General features: G+C 63.4%; 17 protein-coding genes. 8 read left to right on the top strand and 9 right to left on the bottom strand.

The features are described from left to right. The first annotated feature begins 434 nt into the window (after positions 1-434). Together flhA and K288_RS0106410 are read left to right on the top strand one after the other, a co-directional pair. Entirely contained in the window at positions 435-2,663 is a 2,229-nt protein-coding gene (gene flhA, locus K288_RS0106415) for a flagellar biosynthesis protein FlhA (RefSeq protein ID WP_152535415.1), read from the top strand. Positions 2,664-2,973: 310 nt separating this feature from the next. Next, a complete protein-coding gene (locus K288_RS0106410) occupies positions 2,974-3,168 on the top strand; it encodes a hypothetical protein (protein ID WP_027578779.1) in 195 nt (64 codons plus the stop codon). 137 nt (positions 3,169-3,305) lie between these two features. On the opposite strand, the gene K288_RS0106405 is transcribed toward K288_RS0106410, so the two are convergent. From K288_RS0106405 to fliI, 4 genes are all read right to left on the bottom strand, one after another. Then, positions 3,306-4,208 carry an anti-sigma factor gene (locus K288_RS0106405; RefSeq protein WP_027578778.1) on the bottom strand — a complete coding sequence of 301 codons (903 nt, stop codon included), beginning with the start codon at positions 4,206-4,208 and terminating at the stop codon, positions 3,306-3,308. 39 nt (positions 4,209-4,247) lie between these two features. Then, positions 4,248-4,793 carry a sigma-70 family RNA polymerase sigma factor gene (locus K288_RS0106400; protein ID WP_027578777.1) on the bottom strand — a complete coding sequence of 182 codons (546 nt, stop codon included), beginning with the start codon at positions 4,791-4,793 and terminating at the stop codon, positions 4,248-4,250. Between the two features lie 178 nt (positions 4,794-4,971). After that, positions 4,972-5,388 carry a flagellar export protein FliJ gene (gene fliJ / locus K288_RS0106395; protein WP_027578776.1) on the bottom strand — a complete coding sequence of 139 codons (417 nt, stop codon included), beginning with the start codon at positions 5,386-5,388 and terminating at the stop codon, positions 4,972-4,974. Between the two features lie 108 nt (positions 5,389-5,496). After that, positions 5,497-6,822 (bottom strand): flagellar protein export ATPase FliI, encoded by a 1,326-nt coding sequence (fliI, locus tag K288_RS0106390; protein ID WP_027578775.1) that lies wholly within the window; start codon positions 6,820-6,822, stop codon positions 5,497-5,499. A gap of 369 nt (positions 6,823-7,191) precedes the next feature. On the opposite strand from fliI, the gene K288_RS0106385 reads away from it, so the two are divergent. Together K288_RS0106385 and K288_RS0106380 are read left to right on the top strand one after the other, a co-directional pair. Then, positions 7,192-7,893 carry a response regulator transcription factor gene (locus tag K288_RS0106385; protein ID WP_016848562.1) on the top strand — a complete coding sequence of 234 codons (702 nt, stop codon included), beginning with the start codon at positions 7,192-7,194 and terminating at the stop codon, positions 7,891-7,893. Positions 7,894-8,073: 180 nt separating this feature from the next. Beyond that, positions 8,074-8,658 (top strand): DUF4126 domain-containing protein, encoded by a 585-nt coding sequence (locus tag K288_RS0106380; RefSeq protein ID WP_027578774.1) that lies wholly within the window; start codon positions 8,074-8,076, stop codon positions 8,656-8,658. A gap of 12 nt (positions 8,659-8,670) precedes the next feature. Here K288_RS0106380 and K288_RS0106375 read toward each other — a convergent pair whose 3' ends face one another. Then, on the bottom strand, positions 8,671-9,282 hold the full coding sequence (locus tag K288_RS0106375; protein ID WP_027578773.1) for a hypothetical protein: 612 nt from the start codon (positions 9,280-9,282) through the stop codon (positions 8,671-8,673). Positions 9,283-9,455: 173 nt separating this feature from the next. On the opposite strand from K288_RS0106375, the gene K288_RS0106370 reads away from it, so the two are divergent. From K288_RS0106370 to K288_RS0106355, 4 genes are all read left to right on the top strand, one after another. Next, positions 9,456-9,860: a DUF350 domain-containing protein gene (locus K288_RS0106370; protein WP_027578772.1), complete on the top strand. Its 405-nt coding sequence runs from the start codon at positions 9,456-9,458 to the stop codon at positions 9,858-9,860. Positions 9,861-9,964: 104 nt separating this feature from the next. After that, the gene (locus K288_RS0106365; RefSeq protein ID WP_343207747.1) at positions 9,965-10,264 is read left to right on the top strand and encodes a hypothetical protein; all 300 of its coding nucleotides are present in this window, start codon (positions 9,965-9,967) and stop codon (positions 10,262-10,264) included. 112 nt (positions 10,265-10,376) lie between these two features. Then, on the top strand, positions 10,377-10,604 hold the full coding sequence (locus K288_RS0106360) for a hypothetical protein (RefSeq protein WP_027578770.1): 228 nt from the start codon (positions 10,377-10,379) through the stop codon (positions 10,602-10,604). 7 nt (positions 10,605-10,611) lie between these two features. Beyond that, on the top strand, positions 10,612-11,769 hold the full coding sequence (locus K288_RS0106355) for a glutathionylspermidine synthase family protein (protein ID WP_027578769.1): 1,158 nt from the start codon (positions 10,612-10,614) through the stop codon (positions 11,767-11,769). 121 nt (positions 11,770-11,890) lie between these two features. On the opposite strand, the gene K288_RS0106350 is transcribed toward K288_RS0106355, so the two are convergent. The 4 genes from K288_RS0106350 to K288_RS0106335 form a co-directional block, all read right to left on the bottom strand. Beyond that, positions 11,891-12,763, bottom strand: coding sequence for a protein-glutamate O-methyltransferase CheR (locus tag K288_RS0106350; RefSeq protein ID WP_027578768.1), 873 nt, complete (start codon positions 12,761-12,763; stop codon positions 11,891-11,893). Then, positions 12,760-13,923, bottom strand: coding sequence for a chemotaxis response regulator protein-glutamate methylesterase (locus K288_RS0106345; protein WP_027578767.1), 1,164 nt, complete (start codon positions 13,921-13,923; stop codon positions 12,760-12,762). Before K288_RS0106345 ends, K288_RS0106350 begins: the two co-directional genes overlap by 4 nt. An 86-nt stretch (positions 13,924-14,009) precedes the next feature. Then, complete coding sequence (locus K288_RS0106340; protein ID WP_027578766.1) at positions 14,010-14,375, bottom strand: response regulator; 366 nt, start codon at positions 14,373-14,375, stop codon at positions 14,010-14,012. A 174-nt stretch (positions 14,376-14,549) separates the two neighbouring features. Beyond that, positions 14,550-15,020, bottom strand: coding sequence for a chemotaxis protein CheW (locus tag K288_RS0106335; RefSeq protein ID WP_027578765.1), 471 nt, complete (start codon positions 15,018-15,020; stop codon positions 14,550-14,552). Between the last annotated feature and the right edge of the window lie 18 nt (positions 15,021-15,038).

Genomic DNA, 15,038 nt, shown 5'->3' with positions numbered 1-15,038 from the left:
TTTTGTTGCACGGGACCCACGGGTGCAACCGGCACCCGGCTTTCCCTGCGCCCTCTGATATCGAGGAGGGTGGAAAGTGAAGCAAAGCTCGGGCGCAAGGCGTCGCGAGAATGCGAACTCACATCCGCTATTTAAATCCACGTAGGATGGGTAGAGCGAAGCGAAACCCATCATTCGCGCAGCTTACTCTGATGGGTTTCGCTTCGCTCTACCCATCCTACGGGACCGCTGTTTGAAAATTTTGAATCGGACCTTTCCCCGCGTCGTCCCGGGCTTGCCGCGGGACCCCGAAGGGCGAGGCCACAGTCCAGGCCTCATCTTCCTCCAGCGCCCCGAAAGGACAGTACCGTTAACCCTTTGCTAACCATACGCTGGGCAAAAATTGCCGGGTGAAGTCGAGTGTCGTCGATCGCGTATAACGGGAGGAGATCCCCGTGGACGCCAGTGCGGTGCCTCACTTTCGGAGCGGCGGCCCGCAAGCCGCCGCGCAGACATTGGGCGACCGCGGCCGGCGGGCGCGGGGGGATCGGGCTACCATGGTCGACGTGACGGCGGGTCAGGGCACGGCATCCGGCGGCTTTTCCCTCGCCGACATCACCAACGTCCTGAAGCGCGGCGACATCGCGCTGGCCTTCGGCATCCTCACCATCCTGGTGGTGCTGATCCTGCCGCTGCCGTCGATCGTGCTCGACCTGTTCCTGGCGATCTCGATCACGCTGTCGATCCTGATCCTGATGACCGCGCTTTTCATCCAGGCGCCGCTGGAATTCTCCTCGTTCCCGACCATCCTGTTGATCTCGACCATGCTGCGGCTGTCGCTCAACCTCGCTTCCACGCGGTTGATCCTGTCGCGCGGCCATGAGGGCACGGCGGCGGCCGGCCACGTCATCGAGGCCTTCGGCAATTTCGTGATGGGCGGCAATTTCGTGATCGGGATCATCGTGTTCGCGATCCTGGTCATCGTCAACTTCGTGGTCATCACCAAGGGTTCGGGCCGCATCGCCGAAGTTGCCGCACGCTTCCACCTGGATTCGATGCCGGGCAAGCAGATGGCGATCGACGCCGACCTGTCGGCCGGCCTGATCGACGAGAAGGTCGCCAAGGAACGGCGCAAGGAGCTGGAGGACGAAAGCGGCTTCTTCGGCGCCATGGACGGTGCCTCGAAATTCGTCCGTGGCGACGCCATTGCGGGCCTGCTCGTCGTGTTCATCAACGTCGTCGGCGGCATCATCATCGGCGTTGCCCAGCAGGGCCTCGGCTTTGCCGAGGCCGCGCGCACCTACACCGTGCTGACGGTCGGCGATGGCCTGGTGACGCAGGTCCCGGCGCTGATCGTCTCGACCGCCGCGGGCCTGCTGGTATCGAAGGCCGGCGTCTCCGGTGCTGCCGACAAGGCGCTGATGAATCAGCTCTCGGGCTATCCGCAGGCGCTCGGCATGTCGGCCGGCGTGATGATCGTGCTGTCGCTGCTGCCGGGCATCCCGATGATCCCGTTCCTGGCGCTGGGCTCCGGCGCCGCCGCGCTGGCCTGGACCGCACGCAAGCAGAAGCATGCCGCCAAGGCCGCCCAAGCCGCGGCTGCCGCCGCCCCTACTGCTGCGGCTGCGGCCGCCGCAGCGGCCGCCGAGGAGCCGATCTCGAGCGCGCTCAAGATCGACGACCTCAAGATCGAGCTCGGCTATGCGCTGCTGCCGCTCGTCAACGGCCCCGACGGCACCGACCGATTGACCGAGCAGATCAAGGCGCTGCGCCGCTCGCTCGCGGTCGAGATGGGCTTCGTGATGCCGGCGGTGCGCATCCTCGACAACGTGCAGCTCGAGGCCAACACTTACGTCATCAAGATCAAGGAGGTCGACGCCGGCACGGGACGTATCTGGCCGAACCAGTTCATGGTGATGGACCCCGCCGGCAACCAGGTCGCGATACCCGGCATCCACACCGTCGAGCCGACCTTTGGTCTTCCCGCGACCTGGGTCGACGCCGCGCTGAAGGAAGAGGCCTCGCTGAAGGGCTACACCGTGGTCGATGCCGCCACCGTGCTGTCGACGCACCTGACTGAGCTGCTCAAGAACAACATGTCGGACCTCTTGTCCTACGGCGAGGTGCAGAAGCTGCTGAAGGAGCTGCCGAAGGAGCAGGGCGAACTGATCAAGGACATCGTGCCGAACCAGGTCACAATCTCGGGCATCCAGCGCGTGCTGCAACTGCTGCTGGCAGAGCGCGTCTCGATCCGCGACCTCTCGACCATCCTCGAAGGCATTGCGGACGCGCTCGCCTTCTCGCGCAATCCGGCAACCATGGTCGAGCATGTCCGCGCTCGCCTGGCGCGGCAGATCTGCGCGCAGAACACCTCCTACAATGGCTATCTGCCGTTGATCGCGCTGTCGGCGCGCTGGGAGCAGGCGTTCGCGGAATCGATCGTGGGCACTGGCGAGGACAGGAGCCTGGCAATGCAGCCGTCGAAACTGTCGGAGTTCATGACCTCCACCCGCAACGCCTTCGAGCAGGCCGCGCGCGAAGGCGAGGCACCGGTGCTGGTGACCTCGGCCGCGATCCGGCCCTTCGTTCGCTCACTGGTTGAACGGTTCCGCTCGCAGACCACCGTTTTGTCGCAGGCGGAGATCCATCCGCGGGCCCGCCTGAAGACGGTCGGCAGCGTGTAACCGGGGGCGCAAATCAGTTGATTTGCCGCGAAGCATTTTCGTCACATGCAACTGGTTTGTGGAAAATGGCTTAATTTCAACGGCTTATGGCCAAGATGCCTAATTTGCGATCTAAACCATTGCAATAACTAGATAATATCCTCCTCAACGCTGATTTCGATCGCGCCTGATCACGCCTGTTCACGGGTTTGTGATGACCCCTACGGAACGGAATCCGCGATTCCTATGTTGGAAGGGCGCAAGGATGTTGAACCTGTCGGAACAGGTAACCGACAAAACTAAGCGACAGGGAAGGCGGCAGGAGACTTCCATGAACCACTCGATCTACAGCGCGGATCGGACGACCCATTTGAAGATTGTGGTCGTTGCACTCGTAGCGGGTGTGGTTGTGGCCGGCCTTGGCATCATGGCGCGGAATAGCGCGGATGAGTATCAGACCGCGCGGGTGATGAAGGCCGGCAAGCCGGTGGCCATCACCTCAACGAACAATTCGCTCGTACGCTAGAGCAGGAGAAGAATTTACGGAATTCACGTGGTTCTTTACAGCCCCCCAAAGGCCACGTGGATATTAAGACCCCCAACTACCCCCAAGTTGACTATCGAAAACGCCCGCTCCCCACGGGCGTTTTCTTTTTATTTGAATCAGCGGTTCGGCGCCGGCGCGCCCGGCGGCACGCTCTCGATCAGCCTGCCGGAAAAGATCGGCGCCGAGGTCGGGCTGCCGGTCGGTGATCCGCCCTCCGGCTCGACGGTGACCGCGTAGGTCGCGTCATTGATGGTGGCGGCATCGTAGGATGACAGCGCCGGGCGCTCGGTGAACTCATACGCGCCGATCACGCCGAGCGAGCGCGGCTGCGGCAGCTTGTCGGAGATCAGCCACAGCTCGAAGCTCTTCCCGGGCTCTGGCGTCGCGCCGACCCGGCGCACCGTGAAATTCCTGGTGGCGGCATCGACGGTCAGGATGAAGGCCGGCGAGTTACCGTCCTGCTGTAGCACGGCGACAAATTGTCCCGATGGCGGCGCGGGGGGTGTCTTCACCTCCACGATCTCCGTGCGCGGCTTCGGACGGATGGCGTCAGGCAAGGCATCGGGCCGGTAGACGTGAAGTCCCAGCACCACCAGCAGCGCCGCCGCGATCGCGCTGACCGCCGACGCCAGGCCGCGCCAGCGCCTGAGCCGGCTTGTGAGTTGGACGACCCGCCCGTCGTCGACGACCGGTGCCTCCTGGATGGGTGCCGCCTCGACGATTCTGGGCTCGACCGGCGGCGGCGGAGGTGACGGCGCTTCCGGCGGCACGGCCAGGGGCACTTGCGGCCCGGAGGACTGTGCGATCGCGCTCTTGATGTTCTCCCACACGATCGGCCGCGGCTCGACCAGGCCCACCATCTGGTTGAGCGGGCCGAGCCTGAATTCCCAGGCCTGCACGAGGGCGGCGAACTCCCTGTCCATCGCCATCATCGTCTCGACCTGCGCGCGCTCCTCCGCATCGAGCGTGCCCAGCGCATACTCGGCGGCGAGCGCGATATGGTCCTCGTTATCAGCCATCACACGATGTCAAAATCCAAACCTTGAAAATCCAAACCTTCAAAACCCAAGACACTCCCTGATCTCCAGCAAGCTGCGGCGCAGCCATGTCTTCACCGTGTTCACCGGCGTGTCGAATTTGGCAGCGAGCTGCTCGCGGCTCCAGCCATTGTAATAGGCGAGCAGCACGAGCTTCTGCCGGTCCGGCTCCAGACGACCGACGCACTCCAACAGCCGGCGCAATTCCTCCGTCATCTCGCGCCGCGCCAGCGGATCGGGCGTCTCGGCCGCGACCTCCATCGCCGCAGGCTCTTCCTCCAGCGAGATTTCGCCCTTCTTGCGGACCAGGTCGATAGCGCGGTTGCGGGCAATGGATGCCATCCAGGTGATCGGCGACGCCAGCGCCGGATTGAATTGTCCTGCGCTGTTCCAGATCTTGACGTAAGTGTCCTGAATGACCTCCTCGGCAAGATCCTGTCGCCGCAAGATACGGAGGACGACCCCGAAGAGTTTCGCCCGGGTGGCCACGTACAGACGCTCGAAAGCGGCCTCGTCCCCCTTCGCAACTGCCGCGATCAGCCAGACCAGTTCAGCCGGCGTCAGCATTCAGCATCCCCCAAATCGCGATCCCTGTTCGCCTGATGCCGGGAATTAATCCTATCCCTTCGTAGCATAGTTTGGCAGCCCGCGGTCTACCAGACGGTCGGATTCGGGACCTTTCCAAAGCAAAACCCGGGCTTCGCAGCCCGGGTCGGTTCCCGTCCAACGTGCCGCATTTCAGGGTTCAGGCAACGCCGAGACGTGCGCGCATCAAGCCGATCGAGTCCATGTCGGCCTGCTCCCGCGCGCTCTCCTCAGCGCGCTCGCGAGCCTGGTCGCGCTCGTCCAGGAGCTCAACCTTCTTGAGTTCCTCGAAGGCTTCGCCGAGCTGCGCCTTGGCCTCTTCAAGCTGGATGCGCAGTTCGTCGGCGGATCGGGTCAGGTTTTCGCGGCGCTGGATCGCAGCCTTGGCATAGGTCGGATAGGCAAAGTGAGCGGGATCGTTGATCCCGGCCCGCTCCTGCTCGACCTGAATCTCGCGCTCAAGCTCCACCGACATACGGTGGAAATCGGCGATCATGCCTTCGATCTGGGCGACCCTGCGGCGCTTCTCGTCGACCTGAAATTTCTTCAGGCGGATCAGCGTGTCACGTGACTTCATCGACTCATACTCCCCAGAAGTCCCAATTCTGAACGCGGGACAAGGCCGGCTCCCCCTGGGCCCTGCCGGCGCGACTAATGACCTGCGGCGGATGATGGCCTGACAAAGTTAGCGTTCCGTTTCCAAATTCGAGAGGATTTGCGCCAGTTGCCGGTAGCCGTCGGCCAAACTGACCGACTCGCCCTTGGCCTGGCGGAGGAATGCCTCCAAAGGCTCGTGCAGGCGGATTGCCTCGTCCACTTCGGGGCTGGAGCCGGCCCGGTAGGCGCCGAGCCGGATCAACTCTTCCATATCGGCATATGTCGCCATCACCTGGCGCGACCTGGTGATAACGGGGAGAAACGCCGGATCGGCCGAACGCGGCATCGTGCGGGAGACCGATTTGAGGATGTTGATCGCGGGATAGCGCCCGCGCTCGGCAATCGAGCGCTGCATCACAATGTGACCATCAAGGATGCCACGCACGGCATCGGCGATCGGCTCATTGTGGTCGTCGCCATCGACCAGCACCGTGAAGATCGCGGTGATGGCACCGACCCCGGTCCCCGGCCCTGCCCGTTCCAGAAGCTTCGGCAACTCAGTGAACACCGTCGGCGTGTAGCCCTTGGCCGTCGGCGGCTCGCCGGCGGACAGGCCGATCTCGCGCTGCGCCATGGCAAAGCGCGTCACCGAATCCATCAGGCACAGCACGTCCTTGTCCTCATCGCGAAAATACTCCGCGATCGCGAGCGTGAGATAGGCGGCCTGCCGCCGCATCAAAGCCGGCTCGTCCGAGGTCGCGACCACAACCACCGAGCGCGCGAGGCCCTCCTCGCCGAGGTCTTCCTGGAGGAATTCCTGCACCTCGCGGCCGCGTTCGCCGATCAGCCCGATCACCGAGATGTCGGCGTCGACGTTGCGCGCCAGCATCGAGAGCAGCACCGACTTGCCGACGCCGGAGCCGGCGAAGATGCCGAGCCGCTGGCCGCGGCAGCAGGTCAGGAACGTGTTGAGCGCGCGGATGCCGAGATCGAGCGGACTGCCGACCCGCTTGCGCGAATGCGCCGGCGGCGGCGAGTTGCGGAAGGGAACGGGAGAGGCGCCCTGCGGCAGCGGGCCCTTGCCGTCGATCGGCTCGCCCATCGCGTTGACGACGCGGCCGAGCCAGGCCGGCGACGGCCGCACGAAGCCGGCGGCATTTGCGATCACCGCGCGGCAGCCGCGCCTGACGCCTTCGAGACCACCGAACGGCATCACCACCGCGTTGCTGCCGGAGAAGCCGATCACCTCCGCCGGGATGAAGCGATTGCCGCCAACGTCAATCACGATGCGGGCGCCGACCGACATCGCGTGGATGGGCCCGGCGATCTCGACCATGAGCCCGCGGACGCCAACCACGCGGCCATAAATATTGACGCCGTCGATGTCGCCGATCTGTTCCGCAAGCGCCTTCATTGCGAAAACCTTAAGTTTCGCCGATTTCTCGGCATCCGCTTAACTTCGTGTTTACCCGCATCATTAATCATTGCGTCACTGTCTTTGGGTGACTGAGGTCGCTTGCCTGTTCAGAAGAAGGGCGAGTCGCGAGAGTCGGTTAGTCCGGCCTCTTAATGTGGAGCTTGAACGAGAACGGATGAGAAAAACTGCTTCTATGCAACATCTTAGGGCGATTCGAAAAAAATTGCACCGCGGACCTTGCGAATGGGAATCAGTTTTTGTTAACCATGTCTCGTCAGGATCCGAATCAGTTGTGCAAAGGCGTTTTGTGAGTGCCGCAAGTGCGGCCGACCTGACGCCCAGGAGCGGCGACTAAAGGGGACTGGCATGCGCGTTTTGCTGATAGAAGATGACAGCGCCGTCGCGCAGTCGATCGAATTGATGCTTAAATCCGAGAGTTTCAACGTCTATACGACGGACCTCGGAGAAGAAGGCGTTGATCTCGGCAAACTCTATGACTACGACATCATTCTTCTCGACCTGAACCTGCCCGACATGTCCGGCTACGACGTGCTGAAGCAGCTCCGGGTCTCCAAGATCAAAACCCCCATTCTGATCCTCTCCGGCCTCGCCGGCATCGAGGACAAGGTCAAAGGTCTCGGCGTCGGCGCCGACGACTATATGACCAAGCCCTTCCACAAGGACGAACTGGTCGCGCGCATCCACGCCATCGTGCGGCGCTCCAAGGGCCATGCCCAGTCCGTCATCCAGACCGGCGACCTCGTGGTTAATCTCGACACCAAAACGGTGGAAGTCGGCGGCCAGCGCGTGCATCTGACCGGCAAGGAATACCAGATGCTGGAGCTGCTCTCGCTGCGCAAGGGCACCACGCTGACGAAGGAAATGTTCCTGAACCACCTCTATGGCGGCATGGACGAGCCGGAATTGAAGATCATCGACGTCTTCATCTGCAAGCTGCGCAAGAAGCTCGCCAACGCCTCCGAAGGCCGCAACTTCATCGAGACCGTGTGGGGCCGCGGCTACGTGCTGCGCGAGCCGCACGAGGCCGACGAGCGCATCCCGGCCTGATCACCCCGATCTCGCTGCTCCAACGAAAACCCCGCCGAAATGGCGGGGTTTCTGTTTTGCACCGACCTCAAATTGGACAGCAGGATTCTTCGCCATGGCGATCTTCAACCGGCGGGAATAATCGAAACTTCGCAAAAGCTGCTACGATGAGCCAAACTGGGCTGATGGAGTTTGCGACGCATGTCGAACCTCGATCTGGCACTGTCGGTTGGCCTTGGCATCGGCCTGGCCGCCGCGACCGGCTTCCGGCTCTTCCTGCCGATGCTGATCCTGAGCGTGGCCGCCTACACCGGACATGCGAACCTGAACGAGGGCTTTGCATGGCTCGGCACACCTGCCGCGATCATCATGCTTGGCACCGCGGCCATAGCCGAGATCGCCGCGTTCTACGTTCCCGGTGTGGACAACCTGCTGGATACGGTGGCGACGCCCGCTGCCGTCGTCGCGGGGACCATCGTTTCCGCCGCTGTCATGACTGACTTGCCGCCGATGGTGAAATGGACGGCGGCCATTATCGCGGGAGGCGGCATCGCCGGCATCACGCAAGGTTTGACCGCAATGCTCCGGGCAAAATCGACCATCTTCACCGGTGGCCTTGGAAATTCGGCGGTCGCAACGGCCGAACTCGGGAGCGCCTCGCTGATCTCACTTCTGGCCCTGGCCGCGCCGCTTGCCGCGCTCGGGCTGATCATCCTGCTCGGGTGGCTGGCATTCCGCCTGCTCCGGGGGACGGCTCAACGACCGCATCGGCCAAACGAGCAATAATTCTTCGATCACTCATGCGATGTTCAGCACGAAATCATAGCGGCCGATCTTGCCCTCCGATGCGTTGTCGATGCGCATCAGCAGGCGGCGGTCGAATATGCCATCGCTGCTGTTGGCACGCGCATCGCCAGGGAAATAGAGCTGTGTGGTGAGGACGCGCTGGCCAGGCGCCGCGACCTTGACGTGGAAATGCCGGGTCCGCCCGGGATACAGCCCCGGCACGATGGTCTCAAAGGCATATCGTCCCTGCCCGTCGGTCACCTGGTATCCGCGCAGCCGATAGCCGGTATTGTCGTAAGCGCCCCGCGCGTCAGCGTGCCAGAGATCGACGACCGCGTTCGCGACAGGTTGGCAGCGCCTGTCGATGACAAAGCCGGTCAATGTGATGGCCTCGCCCGCCGCATCAGCCCGGAAGTCGCGCTTCAGGGGCGTACGCGGCGTGTAGAACGGCCCTTCGGTTTGCGAAACTGTCGGCGCGTTTTCGGCACCACACGACGGCGTTTCGGGCAGCATTTGCGCTTGTGCCGGATCGGACTGCCACAGCTCCGACGCAGCAATGCCGAGCGAGGTTGCGGCCAGCCAGCGACCGATGGCCTGACGCCGCGTCAACAGATGATCTTTCATCAGGGACCACCGACCTGTTTCCATAGGCACCGCCGAGATGCGATTGAACCGGCCATTGTCATGCGCCGACCAACGGATCGTGCAATTCTGTTGTCGGACGAATCGGGGCACGCTCGGCAAGACCAGCATTCGGTTTTGCGTTGCCGCGCCGAAACAATGATACGGCGCGCTGAATGATCCTGCAATCGCTTGCCGGACTTCCGGCTTTCCTCGTCTATTTCTGCACGGCGCTGGTCGCCGTCATGGCCTATCTCTTCGCCTACACGCGCGTCACCGCGCACAACGAATTCGAGCTCATCCGCGAGAACAACGTGGCAGCGGCGATCGCGCTGGGCCTCAGCCTGTGCGGCTTCGTGCTGCCGGTGGTGAGCGCGATCGCGCATTCCGCCAATGTCATCGATTGCCTGATCTGGAGCGTGGTCGCGCTGATCGTCCAGATCATCGTCTATTTCATCGTCAAGGTGCCCGTGCCGAACCTGTCGGGACGGATCGCCGACGGCGAACTCGCGCCCGCGATCTGGCTCGGGCTTTCCTCGCTCGCCGCCGGCGCCCTCAACGCAGCCTCCATGATCTACTGACCCACATCTACTGACCAATGTCGAATGCCCCATCCAAAGAATTCGGAACGCGAAAGCCGGCCCCCGCGCCGCCGCACCCACCGACCAAACGTTCGGCCGAGACCGTGCTGATCCTGATGGGCACGCTGGCGGTTGGCGCCACCGCCTACGCGCTGATGCCGAGCGAGGATTGCGTGCGGTCGCCGAACGACCCGGCGCCCTCGCTGCTGCAGAGCAGCAACGCCGAATGCCGGCAGCGCGGATCTTCGTCCAGCAGCCACGGCTCCAGCGGCGGCTCGCGCTATTACGGCAGCGACTCTTCCTCAGGCCATTCGGCTTCCGGCACGTCCGATTCCGGAGCGAGCCACGTCACGCGCGGCGGCTTCGGCTCGTTCGCGCACGCCTTCGGCTTCTCCGGTGGTTGAGAAGAGCGAATCCTTCGCACATCGCCGTGAAATGCACGCTTTCGCTTGCCTTGGCATCGGCCGGTGTTGGAGACTGCGCCACCGCAAATGGCGGAAGAACAGGACTGCCGTCATGAAACGCTCGCGCCGCGTCGTCCTGAAATTGATGGGAAGCGTTGCGGTCGGCGCCGTCTCGATGGGGCTGGTACCGCGTACCGATTGCGGCCCCGGCAACACGGCCGTGCCCGGCCCTGGCGGCAAACCCTATTGCCGCCCGATCTATGGCGGCTTCGGCGGCACGCCACGCCGCTACAACGCGCGTGGTGACGTTGAATTCGACCCGTCGTATGGCGGAAGCTGATATCCGTATGCGCCGCATCCTTTGTTCAGAGCGTGACGACTGGCGGTCGACCGCCGAGCGCGCTGGATTCAGTTTCCACAGCATCGACGGCGAGCGCTACTGGGACGAACGCGCCTATTACGCGTTTACGCTGGACGAGATCGAGCGCGGAATCGAGGAGCCGACTGGCGAGATCGATGCGATGTGCCTCGAACTGGTCGATCGCGCGACCGGGGACGAAAAATATCTGCGCCGATTGAAAATCCCCGAAACCTTCTGGCCGCTGATTGCGGAAAGCTGGCGCCGCGACGATGGCAGCCTCTATGGCCGGCTCGATCTCAGCTTCGACGGGCGCGGACCGGCCAGGCTGCTGGAGTACAACGCCGACACGCCGACCTCCATCTTCGAGGCGGCGGTGTTCCAATGGACCTGGCTCGAGCAGGCGATCGAGCGCAATATCATCCCGAAGCGAGCCGACCAGTACAATTCGATCCACGAGCGGCTGATCGACGCCTGGAAGAAACTGGCGTCCGGCAGACACCTGCATCTTGCCGGCATGACCGGCAATGCCGAGGACGCCGCAACGCTGGCCTATCTGGAGGACACCGCCTCGCAGGCGGGCCTTGCGACCACGCTGCTCGATATCGAGGACATCGGCCTCACCGAGGAGGGTCGCTTCGTCGATCTGGATAGCCAAGCGATCGATCTCGCGTTCAAGCTCTATCCCTGGGAATGGATGTTCCACGACGCCTTCGGCGCCAAGCTCGCGGGCGCCCCGACGCGCTGGGTCGAGCCGCCGTGGAAGGCGATCCTGTCGAACAAGGGCATCCTGCCGCTGCTATGGGAGATGCATCCGAACCATCCCAATTTGCTGCCGGCCTATTTCGAGGATGATCCGAACGCGCAAGCGCTCGGCAGTTCGTTCGTCCGCAAGCCGATCTATTCGCGCGAGGGCGCCAATGTCGCGCTGGTCAGCGCCGGCACCACGCTGGTCGAGCAGGAAGGCCCATACGGCGCGGAAGGCTTCATCCGCCAGGCACTGGCGCCGCTACCGAATTTCGCAGGACAACATCCGGTGGTCGGGAGCTGGCTGATCGATCATACCCCATGCGGGCTATCGATCCGCGAGGACGAGAATCCGATCACGGGCAACACGTCCCGCTTCCTGCCGCACGCGATCCTTTGAGGGTGCCGCCACGGCGACGGAGTCGTAGGATGGGTAGAGCGCAGCGAAACCCATCATTGCGTGCCGCTCTCTCATCGCGATGGGTTTCGCTCCGCTCTACATCCTACGGGACTGCTGGACTCTAGCGCGCCGCGGAAGCGACCGCCTTGAGCCCGATCGGCGCGCCGGCACGCGCGACCGGCGCCGTGCCCAGGCAATAGAGACCGCGGCGGTCCGGATAGGGCTTGAAAACGCTGGTGATACCGACCACGGATTCGGCCGCCCCGAGCACCAGCACGCCATCGGGCTCGAGCATTCTTGCAACCCGCGCGAAGATGTCCGTCTTCGTCTCCTGGTCGAAATAGATCAGCACGTTGCGGCAGAAGATCACATCGAACATGCCGAGATGGGAGAAGTCCTGCAGCAGGTTGAGCTGGCGATGCTGCACCATGGCGCGGATATCGGCATTGAGCTGCCAGAACTCGCCGATCTGCGTGAAGTATTTCACCAAGAGCTGGATCGGCAGGCCGCGCTGCACTTCGAACTGGCTGAAGATGCCTGCCCTGGATTTTTCCAGGACCGCCTGCGACAAGTCGGTCGCGACGATCTCGGTGCGCCAGCCCGAGAACGCTGCGCCCATTTCCTTCAGACACATCGCGATCGAATAAGGCTCCTGCCCGGTGGACGACGCCGCGCACCAGATCCGCAGCGAACGCCGCGCGGCGCGCGCCTGCAGCAGCGCCGGAAGCACCGTCTGCCGCAAATGGTCGAACGGTATCTTGTCGCGGAAAAAGAAGGTCTCGTTGGTGGTCATCGCCTCGACCACTTCCGATGTCAGCGCCTCGGCGCCGCCGCCCTTCATCTTCTGGACCAGTTCCGGAATGCCCGCCAGCCCCGACTTGCGTGCGAGCGGCACCAGTCGGCTCTCGACCAGATATTGCTTGTCGGACGACAGGTCGAGGCCGGACCGCTCCTTCAAGAGTTTGCGAAGATAGTCATAATCCAACGGCGTCACGAACGATCTCCCGCAAACAACCGACTAAGTTTCGGTCCGATCTCCTTGAGCGGCAGCACGGCCGCGCAAATCCCCGCATTCGCCGCCGCGCCCGGCATGCCCCACACGACACTGGTCGCCTCGTCCTGCGCAATCACGCTGCCGCCGGCGGCGACGATGTCCTTGCCGCCACGCATGCCGTCCGACCCCATGCCGGTCAGGATCACCGACATGATGCCGCCCTGCCAGACGTCGATCGCGGACATGAACATGGGATCAACCGCGGGCTTGCAGAAATTCACCGGCGGCCCGTCATCGAGCGCGATCGCGATCTCGGCGCCGCGGCGCGCAACGCGCATATGGCGGCCGCCCGGCGCGAGATAGATCTGGCCGGCCTTGACGATCTCGCCGTCAACAGCTTCATGCGCCGGCCGGCGGCTGGCACGCGCGAGATGCTCGGCCAGGATCGTGGTGAAGGTCGGCGGCATGTGCTGGGTGATCAGCACCGGAAAGCGGTCGATCACCGGTCCGATCTCCGCGACCAGTGCCATCAGCGCCTGCGGTCCACCGGTCGATGAACCGATCAACAGCACCTTCGGCGCCAGCGTGCCGAACGGGCGGCGCACCAGCGCCTGCTGCGGTGCGGCCGGACGTGTCGCGGCTTCGCGCGCCTTATCCGGCGCAGGGGCGGCTACAGGGCTTGCGACGACCGGCGCCGCGTGGCGGCGCACCTTGGCACCGAGATGACGGATCTTCTGGATCAGGTCGTGCCGGAAGGTTTCGGCGGCGCCCGCCTCGCGCGTGCTCTCCGGCTTGGGGATGTAATCGGCAGCGCCGAGCGACAGCGCCTTCAGGCTGATCTCCGCATTGCGGCGGGTCAGCGTCGAGGCCATGATGATGACGAGGTCGCGCTTCTTGGCGAGCAGCTTCGGCAGCGCCGAGATGCCGTCAAGGTCCGGCATTTCGATGTCGAGCACCGCGACATCAGGATTGGCGCGCTCGAGTTGATTGACGGCATCGAGACCGGTGCGGAAAGAGGCCGTCACCTGCATGTCGGATTCGGCGCCGATCCAGCGCGAGATCATGCCGCGGATGACGACGGAGTCGTCGACCACCATCACCCGCAACGGTTCCTCTCGCATTGAGGTCCGGACCGGGGCATTTGTCAACGCAACGCTCATCACTTCACCATCGGCTCAACGGCACGGCCTTCTCCGGATCATGCTCTCATGCCGATGGCTGTCAGCCGCCGGATCGAACACGACACTCAGATCAGGCCGACCTCCTGGAACTTCGCGGTGACGATGTCCCGGTCGAACGGTTTCATGATGTATTCATTGGCGCCGGCATGCAGCGCGCGGGCGATATGCGCGACGTCGTTCTCGGTGGTGCAGAACACCACCTTGGGCTGGTCGCCGCCGGGCATGCGGCGCAGATTGCCGAGGAATTCGTAGCCGTCCATCACCGGCATGTTCCAATCGAGCAACACGGCGGTCGGCATGGCGCGCTTGCAGGCTTCGAGCGCCTTCTCGCCGTCCTCGGCTTCGACGATCTGGAAATCCAGGCCTTCCAGGATGCGACGCGCGACCTTGCGAATGACGCTGGAGTCATCGACAACAAGACAGGTTCTCATGTTGGCCTCTACTTCCTCATCCCGCAAGGGACGTTTCCGTTTCAATTCTTCAATAGGCATGCCTGCCTGGAGCGCTAGAGCGTGATGACTTTTCTTCGAATGTCATCTCGCTCTAGTTCTTTGTTTGAGCATGATCTTTTCGGAAAACCGGTTTCCACTTTTCCGGATCATGCTCTAGGCCGCCTTCGCATCCGGCATCAGTTCGAGGACGCGGTCGACATCGAGGACGACCATGAGCTGACCGTCGAGGCGATGGACGCCGCCGGCGAGCTTGGCCATGCGCGGGTCGAGATTGACGGGATTCTCTTCGCGGCTGTCATCGGGCAACCGCAGCACCTCGCCGATCTGGTCGATCAGGAGGCCATAGGATTCGCCGCGGAGATCGACGCCGACCGCCATCGGCGGCTTGCCGTCGTCATTCTTCGGCAGGCCGAGCCGCGCGCGCATGTCGACCACCGTGACAATGCGGCCGCGCAGGTTCAGCACGCCCGCGATCTCGCTGGAGGACAGCGGCACGCGCGTCAGCCGCTCCGGCATGAACACGTCCTGCACGCGTGAGATCGGCAGGCCGAACAATTGCCCGCCGATCACGGCGGTGACGTATTCGGCCATGGTGCCTTCGATGGTGTCGGTCTTGCTGGTCATCGTTTCAGTTCCTTGTGC

The sequence above is a fragment of the Bradyrhizobium sp. Ai1a-2 genome, assembly GCF_000426245.1.
Taxonomy (GTDB): domain Bacteria; phylum Pseudomonadota; class Alphaproteobacteria; order Rhizobiales; family Xanthobacteraceae; genus Bradyrhizobium.
This window is presented reverse-complemented; position numbering and strand designations above follow the sequence as displayed.

What these genes read in the sequence shown, in the direction of transcription:
- K288_RS0106410 (WP_027578779.1), top strand. Translation starts at nt 2,974, where the DNA reads ATGAACCACTCGATCTACAGCGCGGATCGGACGACCCATTTGAAGATT.
- K288_RS0106405 (WP_027578778.1), bottom strand. Translation starts at nt 4,208, where the DNA reads ATGGCTGATAACGAGGACCATATCGCGCTCGCCGCCGAGTATGCGCTG.
- K288_RS0106400 (WP_027578777.1), bottom strand. Translation starts at nt 4,793, where the DNA reads ATGCTGACGCCGGCTGAACTGGTCTGGCTGATCGCGGCAGTTGCGAAG.
- fliJ (WP_027578776.1), bottom strand. Translation starts at nt 5,388, where the DNA reads ATGAAGTCACGTGACACGCTGATCCGCCTGAAGAAATTTCAGGTCGAC.
- fliI (WP_027578775.1), bottom strand. Translation starts at nt 6,822, where the DNA reads ATGAAGGCGCTTGCGGAACAGATCGGCGACATCGACGGCGTCAATATT.
- K288_RS0106385 (WP_016848562.1), top strand. Translation starts at nt 7,192, where the DNA reads ATGCGCGTTTTGCTGATAGAAGATGACAGCGCCGTCGCGCAGTCGATC.
- K288_RS0106380 (WP_027578774.1), top strand. Translation starts at nt 8,074, where the DNA reads ATGTCGAACCTCGATCTGGCACTGTCGGTTGGCCTTGGCATCGGCCTG.
- K288_RS0106375 (WP_027578773.1), bottom strand. Translation starts at nt 9,282, where the DNA reads ATGAAAGATCATCTGTTGACGCGGCGTCAGGCCATCGGTCGCTGGCTG.
- K288_RS0106370 (WP_027578772.1), top strand. Translation starts at nt 9,456, where the DNA reads ATGATCCTGCAATCGCTTGCCGGACTTCCGGCTTTCCTCGTCTATTTC.
- K288_RS0106360 (WP_027578770.1), top strand. Translation starts at nt 10,377, where the DNA reads ATGAAACGCTCGCGCCGCGTCGTCCTGAAATTGATGGGAAGCGTTGCG.
- K288_RS0106355 (WP_027578769.1), top strand. Translation starts at nt 10,612, where the DNA reads ATGCGCCGCATCCTTTGTTCAGAGCGTGACGACTGGCGGTCGACCGCC.
- K288_RS0106345 (WP_027578767.1), bottom strand. Translation starts at nt 13,923, where the DNA reads ATGAGCGTTGCGTTGACAAATGCCCCGGTCCGGACCTCAATGCGAGAG.
- K288_RS0106340 (WP_027578766.1), bottom strand. Translation starts at nt 14,375, where the DNA reads ATGAGAACCTGTCTTGTTGTCGATGACTCCAGCGTCATTCGCAAGGTC.
- K288_RS0106335 (WP_027578765.1), bottom strand. Translation starts at nt 15,020, where the DNA reads ATGACCAGCAAGACCGACACCATCGAAGGCACCATGGCCGAATACGTC.